The organism is Robertmurraya korlensis NBRC 107688 (assembly GCF_001591645.1).
Lineage (GTDB): Bacteria > Bacillota > Bacilli > Bacillales > Cytobacillaceae > Robertmurraya_A.
The window spans coordinates 1-14,242 of sequence record NZ_BCVH01000039.1; the positions used below are offsets into that span (position 1 = coordinate 1).

Sequence of the window (14,242 nt, forward strand, 5' to 3'; positions counted from 1 at the left end):
CAATTTTCAGCTCATCACTCAGAGGCGACTTTATTAATATAACACAGCGTCATCACCATGTCAACACTGTTTATTAAAAAAGTTTCCGCCAGCTACAATGTCATTTTAGCGACATTTCGTAGCGACGGATATTAATATAACAAGAAATAAGATTCAGGTCAACAGAAAAATGTATTTTTTTACGATAATTTTTCTGCCGCTTTATAATATCTATGAAAAACCCCTTGTCCCTTGGTTTCTTGATTTACGACCTCAATATAGCCTTTTTCTATTAAATATTCTAATAACATACTTAAATCTACCGAGTATTCTTTTAGCTCTTCATGACTTAGAATTTCTTGGAATGACCAAATATCCTTTTGTAACAACACCTCTTGAAGATGCAAAATACCAGCTTTCGTTCTTGAATGGATAAGAAACTCACTAGCTAAAAATAATAGCTCAAGTCTTTTTTCAATTGATTCTTCACTTGTTATTAACTCAGAGTATAGTTTAAAAATCTCTGGTTCAATTTGTTTTACTTGATGCCAAACAGTGACTTCAGGATGAAAGCCGTTTTCGATTACTGCTAATCTTGCTAAATGATGAAGAGAGTGAACCACGTGATTGTATGCGTCTAGATAATGTTTATTTTCAAAGAACGCTTTCCCATCCATATACCTACGAATCAATCTTGCAAATTCAAGTCCCATCTTCACCTTTCGACCATAGAAAGGAAACTCCATAAGCTCTTTTTTTAGATTATGAAGGTATTCATTCCGATCGAACTGAATTTTTCCGTTATAGAACCAGTCAAAGATTTTTCGATTTGTTCCTAGAAGAATCCATTCATTTATTTGCTCTTCTGTTACTACATGTAGAGCAGCCTTTTTGTTTTCATACGTGTAATGTTTGATAAATACAGCTTGTTCCGCTTCCTTTACAACAATTAGCAAAACTGCATCAAACGTATCGGTAGTAGGAATGGATTTTTGTTTTTTTTCTATAAATAAGACACCTAGTGTATTCGCTTGGCTTGCCCGTTCCTGATATAAAGGACGGAGAAAGTCTTCCATAGGAATTCCTCCCAATTCTTGATAGGCTATAATTTCGACGTCGAACATGAAACTCCTTCAAAATAAAAAGTCAAATTTCGACACAGACTTCCTTATTATATATTTATCACAGCAATAATGGTATGATATATTTAGCTTTTAGGAGGGAATAAACATGGGTAAATACTCTAGCAAAATTAATAAAATCCGAACTTTTGCACTAAGTTTAATTTTTATTGGATTCATTATTATGTATATAGGAATCTTCTTTAGAACTGCTCCATTAGTTATGACTTTCTTTATGCTCCTTGGACTTTTATCCATTATTGCGAGCACCGTAGTTTATTTCTGGATTGGGATGTTATCTACAAAGTCTGTTCAAGTAGTTTGTCCAAGTTGTCAGAAAACAACCAAGGTATTAGGACGGGTCGATATGTGCATGTATTGCAATGAGCCCCTTACACTCGACCCTAGCTTAACAGGCAAGGAATTTGATGAAAAATATAATCGTAAAAATAACAAAAAAGCTGACATATAAGTCAGCTTTTTTTGTATGCATTATTTTGTAACGTCTAGGATTTAAACGCACTGTTTTACTTTGCTATTAATGTGCCTCTTTAATAGCACAATCCGGACAAGTTCCGTAAATCTCCATTCGGTGGTGACTTACTTTAAATCCAGTAACATGAGAAGCTAATTGCTCTACTTCATCAAGCCCAGGATAATGGAAATCAACTATCTTTCCACACTTTTCACAGATCACATGATAGTGATGAGTTGTAATAAAATCAAACCTGCTGGATGAATCTCCATAGGTAAGTTCTTTTACAAGGCCAACCTCACGGAATACTCGTAAATTATTGTAAACTGTTGCCACACTCATATTAGGGAATTTACCTTCTAGAGCTTTATAAATATCATCTGCAGTCGGGTGTGACATGGAGTTTATTAAATATTCAAGTATCGCATGACGCTGGGGCGTAATACGGACTCCAGTTTCTTTTAACGTGTCTAGCGCTTCTTTCAATTGATGCGACACCGCCATGCACCTCTTTCCTAGTAAAAATTATTACTTTATAATGTTTATAATTAGTGTACTAATATGTGTTATACTTTGTCAATATTCCTGCCGTGTAAATGTTAAATAATTATTTTTCTACTTTTACTATTACATCATTGATCCCCATTAGACTATTCACATATCTACCTGTCACAAATAACAAATCTGATAGCCGATTTAAATACGCCAGTATTATCGGATTTACCTGTTCTATATCTACCGCACATCTTTCTGCCCGCCTTACAATTGTCCTTGCCATATGAAGAGCAGCTGCAGCAGAATGACCACCTGGCAAAATAAAATTTTTCAGTTCTTTTAAATTCACTTCCCACCGATCAATGCATTCCTCTATTTCCCTTACATGCTCCTCATTAACTGTCCATCTCACTTCCTTTCCTACCGGGGTAGCAAGCTCAGCACCTACATAAAAAAGAGTGGTTTGTACATTATATAATGTTCCTCTTATATCCTTCTCAGCTTCTTTATCCTCTAGTACCAAAAAACTCAAAGCAAGACCTATTGCTGAGTTGGCTTCGTCACATGTCCCATACGCTTCAACTCTAAGATCACTTTTCTTTACACGTTCACCAAAAAGCAACGAAGTTTTCCCTTTATCACCTGATCTTGTATAGATTTTCATAAAACACCTCTTCGTTTTCCTTTTTACTATATGTATGTGGTTGATGTTTTAAATTATTCAATCGAACTACAAGCACCATATTAAAAAAAAAAAAAAAAAACAGGCTACGATTAGCCTGTTAAAAAGTATCTGAGGAGGTATGCCCTAATATAATGTATTCACTACTTGTTTATTTGAATGGACAATAGCCTGTAAATAGAAAATTAGGCTGTTATTTTTTCCTGTAAAAATTGTAACGCCTCTTCAACATGGCCCTTCACAGACACTTTTCTCCATTCCTTCACTACAATACCTTCTTCATTAATAATAAAGGTTGAACGCTCAATCCCCATGTATTCCTTGCCAAAGTTCTTTTTTAGCTTCCAAACACCAAATGCCTCAGATAGCTTTTGATCTACGTCTGCTAATAATAAAAATGGCAGATCATATTTACCGATAAATTTTTCATGCCTACTCATCGGATCAGTACTTACCCCTATAATAACAGCGTTTAAGTCAGCAAAGCTTTCATGCTGATCTCGGAAATCACAAGCCTGTGTGGTACAGCCTGGCGTCATATCCTTTGGGTAAAAATACAACACAATATTCTTCCCCTTAAAATCTGATAGATTAACTGTCTTTCCATTGCTTGCAGGTAATTTTACATCTGGAGCAACTTTTCCTATTAAATCCATTTTTACCCCTCCAAATATTTCATATACCGCTAGCCTATCTAACTTACATTTAAAATACAACTTTGGAGGGTTAATTTTTAATTCTTTTCCATATCAATGACTGCTCTTGCTACAAAAGCCGCAGGAATTGTATACCCTATTAACGCTTGGAAAACTGCAATAACCCGTGCAATCCCAACTGGAGATATGTCACCATATCCAACTGAGAAAAGAGTAATGGCACTAAAATATATACTAGTCGCTAACCTTTCAATATATCCAAAGGAATTATTTACTTGGTTGGTTTCTAGCAACACCTCATGACCATGCATCTCTAATAAGAGATAGAGCAAGCCAAATCCAATTGTTACTGTTACATAAATAAAGGCTAGAAACAAAAAGTTTTCAAATGACACTTGTTTCCCTTTAATTTTATCGGGAATAAATAGCAATCGTAGGCTCATAAAAAGGCAAACGAAAATAATTAGTAAAGACAGAGAAAATATCATATTATTCAAATCCTCTTTTCAGATGAACTCCCTCGCTTTACTATACGCACCACTCAATTATGTTATGACTGCATGTACAAAGGTCTAGTTTCCTGCACCACGATATCTTTTGACCCCCTCATTCCATACAAAAACGGAAATGGTAAAAAACACAACTCCAATGACAGGTGTCAAAAAGGAATAGATATACCATTCCTCTCTTCTTAAAAAGAATGCTGCTGGGTAAACTCCGACAAATGCAAAAGGAAGAATCCATGTTAATACAAAACGGATTACCGTGTTATATATATCTACTGGGTACCTGCCATAGTTACCAATATTGTACATCATCGGCATGATAGATGTTCTTGCATCTGCCCAAAAGCTAATACATGCAATAAGAATAAAAACACCTGCATACACAAGCGCTCCACCTATTACAAAAACACAAAACAAAATCGGATCGTACCAATTAATTGTAAGTCCAAGACGAGCACCAGCATAGCCCATTACTACAAAACCTGTAATTGCCCCAAATAGTGATTCCAATTCCATACGCTCAAGGACAATTTGAAACAAGCTGTGTATAGGTCGAGTTAAAATCCTGTCCAGCTCTCCTTTGACAATATACCTTTCGTTAAAATCCCAAATATTAAAAAAGGAAGAGAATAAAGCAAATGGCACGAGAAAAAAACCATAAATAAAGATAATTTCATCCCGGCTCCAGCCATTTAAAAAGTCGGTATGACCAAAAACAACAATGATGAAAATTAAATTTACCGCTTGAAATAGTAGATCAGACACAAGTTCAACAACAAGGTCTGAACGATATTGAAGTCTAGTTTTTAAATATTGACCCATATATTGCCCAAGCATACGTATATAAAACATCGTATTACCCTCCTTGGATGACAAGCATTTTTTTGGCTAAAATCCAAAGAGCCTGTATCGGAACGATTAAGATTAATACCCAGATACCTTGGAGAAAAATTGCTTGTACGGTCTCGCTCGAGGAAAACCCACTTGTAAATATCATACTCGGTACATAACTGATTCCTTGAAAAGGCAGGAATTTCAGTACCTCTTGAATTCCCTCAGGGAAAAAACTTAGTGGTAATAGGAGCCCAGAAAACAAATCAATTATTACCCGTTTGGCTCGTATCAGACCTGTATTATTAAATAGGAAAAAAGTAGTCATACCAGTTAATAAATTAATTTGAGTATTGATAAAAAAACTTAGGATAATCGAGACAAAAAAGAGTGCCCATGTATAAATATCTGCTGAAAAACGAATTGGAAAAATTAATGAAACTATTAGCATTCCAGGAACAGAAAAGAATAGTAGACGGAAGATCCCCTCACCTAACCCCTGCATCGTCTTCATCGTCAAGTAATTATAAGGACGAATTAATTCAACGGCTACTTTCCCTTCTTTAATTTCCATGGCCATTTCTCGGTCAATATTATTAAAATAAAACGCCCTTGCCATCCATGCAACCGCTACATAGGTCGTCATTTGGAGAACCGATAAGCCCTCAATCGTCTCCTTCCCTCCATAAATAGCCTTCCATAAAAAATAATAGGCTCCAATATTTATGCTATAAATTAAAATACCCGTGTAATAGTTCGTTCGATAAGCTAACATCATTAAAAATCGTATTCGAATCATTTCTATATATTTATCCATACTACACCCCTATACTTCGCCTTTCTCATAAATCTTACGGATAATTTCTTCAGTAGAAACCTCCATTATCTTCACATCTTTTATTTGAAAGGAAGAAATAACGGTACCAATTAGATTTGAAACAGCATCTGCTTCATCTGTCGTATATGCAATAAAACGCTGTTCTTTCTCTTCTAACTCCCACTTTACAGGGAGGTCACGAGTTAATTTCTCTAAGTCAGTTATTTCGACATTCTCCATGAATTGAAATTGAACTTCTTTCCCTTCCCCCCATGTTTCTTTTAAGCTTTGTAAGGCGCCATCATAAATAATATTACCTTCATCTAGCATAACAACACGGTCACATAGAGCTTCAATATCCGTTAAATCATGAGTAGTTAGTAGGATTGTTGTATTATATTTTTCATTGATTTCCTTTAGAAAATCGCGAATTTTGAGTTTTACTAGAACATCTAGACCAATCGTTGGTTCATCCAAGAATAACAGTGGTGGATTATGAATAAGTGCGGCTGCAAGCTCACAACGCATCCGTTGACCTAACGATAGCTTTCGAACAGGCTTATCCAGAAGCGGCCCTATATCAAGTGTTTGGATAACATGCCCCATGTGGCGGTCATACTCTTCATCGGAAACCTTATACACCTTCTTTAATAATCGAAAGGACTCTTGAACAGCAATATCCCACCACAGCTGCGAGCGTTGCCCAAATACTACACCAATTGTCTGAACAAAAGCCTCCCGTTCCTTGTGAGGATTCATCCCATTTACCATCACTTCCCCTGCAGAAGGTGTTAAAATACCTGTTAGCATTTTAATCGTTGTCGATTTACCAGCCCCATTCTCGCCGATATAACCAACCATTTCTCCCTGCTTTACTGAGAAAGAAATATCATTCACGGCATGTAATACTTTATAATTTCTCGAAAATAAGTCTCTAAATGCTCCTTTTAGACCCGAACGTGAAGAATATGATTTAAACTCTTTTCTTAACCCCTGTACTTCAATAGCATTTTTCATCTTGTTTCCTCCATATCTATCAAACACAAACTATAGTGTACCCAAACGAATATCTCTTCTCAACCAAATACACTTACCTGAAAAATTTTACTAAATTGTTCAAGGGGGAAAAATGAAGAAAACATGCTAAAATAAGGTCAGTTGATTAACTAGGAGGAGTAACATTGCAATTTTCAAATTCTGAACGATTACATAATGAAGCATTAGAAGTTATCGTCGGTGGAGTGAACAGTCCTTCCCGCTCTTATAAAGCCGTAGGAGGCGGAGCACCAGTAGTGATGGAAAGAGCCAACGGGGCTTATTTTTGGGATGTTGATGGTAACCAATACATTGATTATCTTGCAGCTTACGGTCCCATTATAACTGGCCATGCTCATCCTCATATTACTGAAGCAATAAAAAAAGCAGCTGATTCTGGTGTCCTATACGGAACACCCACTCCTCATGAAGTAAAGTTTGCAAAAATGCTTCAAGAGGCAATGCCCAATTTAGAAAAGGTTCGTTTTGTCAATTCTGGAACAGAAGCCGTCATGACGACGATCCGCGTTGCACGAGCTTATACAGGTAGAGACAAAATCATTAAATTTGCCGGGTGCTATCATGGACATTCGGACCTTGTTCTTGTTGCTGCCGGTTCAGGCCCATCAACACTAGGAACTCCCGACTCAGCAGGTGTTCCAAAATCAATAGCACAAGAAGTAATTACTGTTCCTTTCAATGATATCGAGCCCTTTAAGGAAGCACTGGAAAAATGGGGTAGTGAAATTGCAGCTGTTTTAGTTGAACCGATTGTTGGTAACTTCGGAATTGTTGAACCAGTAGAAGGATTTTTGGAACAAGTGAATGACTTGACTCACGCTGCAGGCGCTCTTGTTATTTACGACGAAGTGATCACTGCCTTCCGTTTTATGTACGGAGGAGCACAAGATCTATTAGGAATACAGCCTGATTTAACCGCTTTAGGGAAAATTATCGGCGGTGGACTTCCAATCGGCGCTTACGGAGGTAAAAAAGAAATTATGGAAAGGGTTGCTCCCTTAGGGCCAGCTTACCAAGCCGGTACGATGGCGGGTAACCCAGCTTCCATCCTATCAGGTATAGCTTGCTTAGAAGTGTTAAAACAAGAGGGAGTGTATGAATATTTAGATCGATTAGGTGCTATGCTTGAAGAAGGAATTCTAAAAGCAGCGAAGGAACATAATATCTCCATAACCATTAACCGCTTAAAAGGAGCATTAACGATTTATTTCACGGACGAAAAGGTTATTAATTACGAACAAGCTGAAGACACTGATGGAGAGATGTTCGGAAGATTTTTTAAGCATATGCTTCATCAAGGAATCAACCTCGCACCTTCTAAATACGAAGCATGGTTTGTTACAATCGCCCATACAGAAGAAGATATTGAGGCAACCCTTCATGCCGTAAATAATGCATTCGAGTTATTACAGGGCGAATAATTATTCATAATTTTATACATCACGGAACTTTACAAAGGTTCCGTTTTTTTCTATTTCTCAATTGAAAACGCTTCCAACCCTAGTGTAAGACTCTTAATTTCCATATTTTTTTCCTACTTCCCTATCCAACTTTTTGTATATTTAATTGATTTCTGAAAATTCATATGATATTATAAGTTAAACAATTTTGTTTTGAGTTCGACCTTTCTTGCAGCCAGTGATACTTCACAAAGAAGGTAAAGACCAAGGTAAGATAGTAACCCCACCCTTTAATACACTGACTCGCTAAATCAACGTTTATATCCGCTATTTTTTAAACCCATTATTAACAAATAGATCTTTGATCAGGAGGTGAAACGGCTTTTAAGGGACTAAATAATCCCGATTAGCCGAAAAGTATGACACAACAATGGACCCCTTCTTTATTTAAAGAATTCTACCGCGAAGAGCATGATGCATGCGGTATTGTATCTAGCTTAGAAAAATCAAATAAGCCTACAAGAGAGAATATCTTTAATTGTATCAATGCACTTGTGACCATGAATCACCGAGCTGGATTTATTAACGGTGAAGGCGATGGAGTAGGTATTCACATCGATATTCCAAAAGCATTATGGAAGGAAAAGCTTACTAATGCCGGAGCTGACCAAAGCGTTGTTGATAACGACAACTTTGTTGTGGGTCATATCTTTATTAGTAGAAAACACAACCCTGAAGAAATTAAAACTGATTTATTTGCTAAATTAAAAGACTCTAATTTTACTATTGTTTTTGAATCAGATGAAGTGACACAATCTTCTGCACTAGGACCTATTGCGATTCAAGAAAATCCGGTTTTTTGGCAGTTCGCTGTTTTAGCAGATGTTTCTGGCCAAGAGCTTTCAAACAAACTCTTTAACATGACGGTTGATTTCGAAAAAAATGAAAATGTACATGTAGCATCATTAAGCCAATATCATGCTGTATATAAAGTAATGGGTGCTGGCGATATCCTTCCTAAGTATTATGCCGACTTAGCAAATCCTATTGTTGCATCAACGATGACACTTGGACATAACCGTTACTCTACTAATACGTTATCTAGCTTTTTCCGTGTTCAACCTTTCAGTGTTCTTGGACACAATGGGGAAATAAATACGATTGCAAAACTAAGAGATGAAGCTCGTTTAGTCGGGGTACCTCTTGTAAAAGATGGTAGTGACTCACAAGACTTAAGTAGAACAATGGAGACATTAATTTGTCGTGATGGATACTCACTATTCGAGGCACTAGACCTAGTCTTCCCTCCAATTGTGAACGAAATTAAATCTTACCCTGATCATTTACAAGATTTATATACTTATATGCGTGAAGCATGGGGACATTTCGCACAAGGACCTGCTGGAATTATCTCCCGTTTCGGTGACGAAGCCGCTTTTAGCGTTGATGCCCTAGGATTACGTCCACTTTGGATGCTTGAGACTGAAACATCTTATCTGTTCTCATCAGAACCAGGAATTATCCCTTCAAGTGAATATGTAAATGAGCCGAAGCCATTAGCACCAGGTGAAAAAGTAGGTTTCAAGTGGGATGGCGACACATTAAAGCTATATGAGCATGATGCTTACCAAGCTGCTGTATATGAAAGATTTTCTGAGCGATGTGATATTAAGGATGCAAGGCTACGTCTGGAAACACCAGCTCTTGAGAAGAATGTATCTATGAACTATCCGACTAAATTACACAACGGTCAATATAAGGCATTTGGCTGGGAGCGTGATCACGTTCAGTTAGTAGAACAGATGGCTGAAAAAGGTGTTGAGCCAATTCGTTCCTTAGGACATGACTCACCATTAGCTTCTTTAAATCCTGATCGTAAAAATCTTTCTGACTATATTAAGGAAAGCGTAGCGGTTGTTACCAATCCCGCAATTGACCGTGACCGTGAAACTGAGCACTTCTCTACACGTGTCATTATCGGACAACGTCCTTCTTTATTTGCGAAAAACAAGACAGGTAATGTACTAGAATTAGTGACTCCTATTTTAATAGAGGGATCAGCTGGTTACGAGGTCAGTAAAGAATTAAATCAACCTAGCTATGATCAATTAACGAATCATTTTGGACAACAAAAGCTTGTAGCTAATATTTCAACAACTATGAAGACGGAGGAGACTATTGCTGAAGCGTTAGCTCGTCTACAATCGGAAGCTGTTGAAGCTGTCAATAGTGGAAAGACACTTCTAGTACTTGACGATAACCATGCACATCATGATGGTCATTTATGGCTTGATCCTCATTTAGCAACGTCAGCCATTGATCAAGCACTTGTTAAAGCAGAGGTAAGAAGAAATTGTTCCCTTCTCCTTCGTTCTGCTTCCATCCGTTCATTACATGATGTGATTGTTGCTTTCGGTCTAGGCGCAGATTTAATTAGCCCTTACTACATGTTTATCACTGTATATGATGAATCAACAAAGCCATTAGTTAACCTATACTCTGCCCTTACGAAAGGACTTGAGAAGGTCATTTCTACAATTGGTATCCATGAGCTACGTGGTTATAGCCGCCTGTTCTCTGCTATCGGCTTAAATGATGAAATTGCAAACGCACTTAAAGTAGTTAATTTCTTTGGTTCCGAGCATTCCGTGCATAACTTTGCAACACTAAAAGAAGATGCTATTGCAAGAGCAACAGACTATCATAATGAAAAAGAAAGAATCGGAAAAACATTTAACCTCTTCCCACGTATTTGGAAGGCTATTGGAGAAGTTGCCTCCACTGGAGATTACACTCCATTAAAGGAAAAAATCTCTGAGCAAGAAGAGCAGAATCCAGTTACGATTCGTCACCTAACTAGCTTAAAGAAAGTAAAGTCTACTGTAAAAGCAGCGGATGTTAGCTTAAAAGTAGGAGATCATGATCTTCCTTTCGTTATTGCTTCCATGTCATTCGGATCTCAAAACGAGATTGCTTTCCGTGCGTATGCTGAAGGTGCTGATCGACTGAACATGATCAGCTTAAATGGTGAAGGTGGAGAGATTAAGGATATGCTTGGTAAGTATCCACTTACACGTGGACAGCAGGTAGCTTCCGGTCGTTTTGGAGTTAATGCTGAGCTATTAAACTCTTCTAACCTACTTGAAATTAAAATTGGTCAAGGTGCGAAGCCTGGTGAAGGTGGTCACTTACCTGGATCTAAGGTTACTGCAAAGATCGCTGAAGCTCGTAACGCAACAATCGGGTCTGACTTGATTTCACCATCTAACAACCATGATATTTATTCAATTGAAGATTTAGCACAAATGATTCATGAATTAAAGACAGCTAATGACAAAGCAAAAGTGGCTGTTAAAGTTCCAGTTGTTCCAAACATCGGAACGATTGCAGTTGGTATTGCAAAAGCAGGAGCAGATATTATTACTCTAAGTGGATTCGATGGAGGAACAGGTGCAGCAAGAATTCATGCGTTGCAGCATGTTGGTCTTCCAGTTGAAATCGGTGTTAAGGCAGCGCACAATGCACTACTTGAAGCAGGACTTAGAGATCATGTAGAGCTTTGGGCTGACGGTGGAATTAAGAGTGTTCAAGACGTAATTAAGGTAATGCTTCTTGGAGCAAACCGTATCGGTTTCGGAACACTTTCAATGATTGCCATCGGATGTACTACATGCCGTGGATGTCATTTGGATACATGTCATGTTGGTATTGCTACTCAAATTGATTCTGAGGCTCAAGCTAAAGAACACGGTCTAAGACGTTTCGTTCCAAGACAATCTGATTTAGCAGTTCAAGCGATTGTAAACTTCTACACAGCATTTGCAAATGAGTTGAAAGAGCTTACTGCATCACTTGGAGTGAAAAATCTTCAAGACATCGTTGGTCGTTCTGACCTACTTGAACAATCGAAGGGTCAAGATCAGTTAAACTTAACTTACTTGTTAAAGCCTCTTGAAATTGGTCAGCTTCATCATAAGGAAGCCGCAGCTACTGCAGAAGAAAAGCAACTCCAAGTTGCTGTGGGTGCAGAGTATTTAGATGCTAGCGTTGATGAGTTACACCAGTCACGTGAGTTCCATAGTGTTACATCTGAACAAAGAGTATTAGGTAGCCGAGTATCTTGTCACCGCGTTCGTGGTCGCTTAGACGGCTCATACCGCAGCCTCCCTCCTGTTCAGTTGAAATACAAAAAGGGATCTATCCCTGGAAACGGCTTAGGAGCTTATAACAGTGATGGAATCAGTATTGAGGTTAACGGCGGCGCACAAGACGGTACAGGTAAGACATCAGTAGGTGGAAAAATCCTTATCTTTAAGGCTCAAGGGAAAAACGGCAAGTACTTGAACGGTTCCGTTGGTAAGGGCTTTGGATATGGAGCACAGCACGGTCTACTAGTTGCACAAGGGAACGCAGATGCTCGTGCAGGAATTCGTTTATCGGGTGCTGATATCATTATCGGTGGTCAAGTGACGAAACCAATTCCAGCTAATGAAAATGGCAATATTGGTGCAAGAGCAAATATTAAAGGTTTTGCCTTTGAATACATGACAAATGGCCGTGGCCTTGTTCTCGGTGATCCAGGACCATGGATTTGTGCTGGTATGACCGGTGGAGTTGTTTACTTGAGACACCAACCAGAAATGGGCTTAACAAAAGAAGCTCTTCAACGAAGAATTGCTAAAGGCGCTAAAATCTCAATTACTAACTTAACTGAAGAAGGCAAGCAAGATATCCAGGAACTATTAGGTCAATATGTTGCATTGCTTCAAGAGCAAGGTCAAAACGAAGAAGCTAACCAGCTAGCTGAGCTTTTAAAGCAACCTGAACAGCACTTCGTTCAAGCAGTACCAGTTAAAGAGCAAGCAGATCCATCTGTTTCTACAGAGTGATGTTTGGAAACGTATATGCTTGTCCAGAAAAAATGCCCCTTTTTGCGGGCATTTTTTTTTGTAATAAAAGCTTACAAAATATTAATGAATAAAAATCATAAAATATATAAAAAATCATATAAATAACCCTTGAACTTACATTTTAATCACTGTATAGTACATTATTGTTATTAAAACTTATCAGTAGTAGGAAAGGAATTATTCACTTATGAAGCTTGGCGCCCGCATTTTAAAGACGGGAATTGCAATTGTATTATCTTTGTTTCTTGCGGAGGTCTTTCAATTACCTTCCCCTGTTTTCGCTGGAATTGCTGCAATCTTTGCCTTACAACCAACTGTTTACCGATCTTATTTAACCATTATTGAGCAAGCACAGGGAAATCTAATCGGTGCGGTAATTGCCGTACTGTTTGTATTAACACTTGGCAATAACATTGCTATTATTGGGTTAGCATCTATAATTGTTATTCTTATAAATCTTAAGCTAAATATAGAAAAAACCATTCCACTCGCACTCGTTACCATTATCGCGATTATGGAAAATCCTAATGATACATTTATAGAGTTTTCAATCATTCGTTTTTCTACCATTATGCTTGGAATATTCGCTGCATTTATTGTTAATTTAGTATTCCTTCCACCTAAGTATGAGAATAAGCTGTTCTTTAAAATATCAAATATGATGGATGAAATTACTCGCTGGATACGGATGAATACGAGAAATGCATCCGATCATCATTTACTGAAAAATGATATTGAAAAGCTAAAAGATATGGTCGTTAAGCTTGATCAGTTATATATGTTATATAAGGAAGACCGAAACTATTTTAAAAAGAATGATATCGTTAAGGCTAGGAAGCTTGTTATTTACCGTCAAATGGTCTCGACAACCAAACGTGCACTCAATGTGTTAAAAAGGCTGCATCGTTATGAAAATGAACTCTCGCAGCTCCCAGAAGAATTTAAACACGAACTTCAGCAGCAACTTGATTGTTTAATTGATTCACATGAACAGATTATGTATCGTTTTGCCGGAAAGGGAAAAATGCCACCCAATCATGAGGTAGGAAACTTCTGTTTGAACAGAAAGGATTTATTTAACTTATTCCTTTCTCAGCAGGATAAACTCAATGAACACGAAGACGACAATGTCTTTTTCCATACAATGCAAGTAGTTTCGGCTATGGTTGAGTACGACGAAACGTTAGAGCATTTAGATGTTCTTGTTAATAGCTTTCATTCGTATCATAAAGAAGTCAATGAAGTGAAATTCGAGGAAATTCAAGATTAAATAGAGGAAAAAGCAGCTGATCCTTATTGAACTGCCCCATAATT

The 14,242-nt window shown here is 37.6% G+C and carries 12 protein-coding genes; 4 read left to right on the top strand and 8 right to left on the bottom strand.

Translation table 11 applies throughout. The annotated features are described in order from the left end of the window. Nucleotides 1–179: 179 nt before the first annotated feature. Nucleotides 180–1,055, bottom strand: coding sequence for a nucleotidyltransferase-like protein (locus BKO01S_RS23120; protein WP_066060075.1), 876 nt, complete (start codon nt 1,053–1,055; stop codon nt 180–182). Between the two features lie 154 nt (nt 1,056–1,209). Between BKO01S_RS23120 and BKO01S_RS23125 the strand changes: the two genes are divergently transcribed. Continuing rightward, nucleotides 1,210–1,572 carry a YgzB family protein gene (locus BKO01S_RS23125; RefSeq protein ID WP_066060053.1) on the top strand — a complete coding sequence of 121 codons (363 nt, stop codon included), beginning with the start codon at nt 1,210–1,212 and terminating at the stop codon, nt 1,570–1,572. A gap of 66 nt (nt 1,573–1,638) precedes the next feature. Here BKO01S_RS23125 and perR read toward each other — a convergent pair whose 3' ends face one another. The 7 genes from perR to BKO01S_RS23160 all read right to left on the bottom strand — a co-directional run bounded on the left by perR (nt 1,639) and on the right by BKO01S_RS23160 (nt 6,579). Next, on the bottom strand, nt 1,639–2,079 hold the full coding sequence (gene perR, locus BKO01S_RS23130; protein WP_066060055.1) for a peroxide-responsive transcriptional repressor PerR: 441 nt from the start codon (nt 2,077–2,079) through the stop codon (nt 1,639–1,641). Between the two features lie 103 nt (nt 2,080–2,182). Further along, nucleotides 2,183–2,734 (bottom strand): cob(I)yrinic acid a,c-diamide adenosyltransferase, encoded by a 552-nt coding sequence (locus BKO01S_RS23135; protein WP_066060057.1) that lies wholly within the window; start codon nt 2,732–2,734, stop codon nt 2,183–2,185. A gap of 203 nt (nt 2,735–2,937) precedes the next feature. Then, entirely contained in the window at nt 2,938–3,408 is a 471-nt protein-coding gene (gene bcp / locus BKO01S_RS23140; RefSeq protein WP_066060059.1) for a thioredoxin-dependent thiol peroxidase, read from the bottom strand. Nucleotides 3,409–3,485: 77 nt separating this feature from the next. Then, on the bottom strand, nt 3,486–3,803 hold the full coding sequence (locus BKO01S_RS23145) for an ion channel (RefSeq protein ID WP_369691016.1): 318 nt from the start codon (nt 3,801–3,803) through the stop codon (nt 3,486–3,488). Between the two features lie 177 nt (nt 3,804–3,980). Next, on the bottom strand, nt 3,981–4,766 hold the full coding sequence (locus BKO01S_RS23150) for an ABC transporter permease (RefSeq protein ID WP_066060063.1): 786 nt from the start codon (nt 4,764–4,766) through the stop codon (nt 3,981–3,983). A gap of 4 nt (nt 4,767–4,770) precedes the next feature. Continuing rightward, nucleotides 4,771–5,562, bottom strand: a complete 792-nt coding sequence (locus tag BKO01S_RS23155) for an ABC transporter permease (RefSeq protein ID WP_066060065.1) — start codon at nt 5,560–5,562, stop codon at nt 4,771–4,773. A 9-nt stretch (nt 5,563–5,571) separates the two neighbouring features. Then, on the bottom strand, nt 5,572–6,579 hold the full coding sequence (locus tag BKO01S_RS23160) for an ABC transporter ATP-binding protein (protein WP_066060067.1): 1,008 nt from the start codon (nt 6,577–6,579) through the stop codon (nt 5,572–5,574). 164 nt (nt 6,580–6,743) lie between these two features. Here BKO01S_RS23160 and BKO01S_RS23165 point away from each other — a divergent pair, with 164 nt between their 5' ends. From BKO01S_RS23165 to BKO01S_RS23175, 3 genes are all read left to right on the top strand, one after another. After that, entirely contained in the window at nt 6,744–8,039 is a 1,296-nt protein-coding gene (locus BKO01S_RS23165) for a glutamate-1-semialdehyde 2,1-aminomutase (RefSeq protein WP_066060069.1), read from the top strand. Nucleotides 8,040–8,437: 398 nt separating this feature from the next. Next, complete coding sequence (locus tag BKO01S_RS23170; RefSeq protein WP_066060071.1) at nt 8,438–12,907, top strand: glutamate synthase-related protein; 4,470 nt, start codon at nt 8,438–8,440, stop codon at nt 12,905–12,907. A gap of 208 nt (nt 12,908–13,115) precedes the next feature. Continuing rightward, nucleotides 13,116–14,198 carry an FUSC family protein gene (locus tag BKO01S_RS23175; protein WP_066060073.1) on the top strand — a complete coding sequence of 361 codons (1,083 nt, stop codon included), beginning with the start codon at nt 13,116–13,118 and terminating at the stop codon, nt 14,196–14,198. The last annotated feature ends 44 nt before the right edge of the window (nt 14,199–14,242 follow it).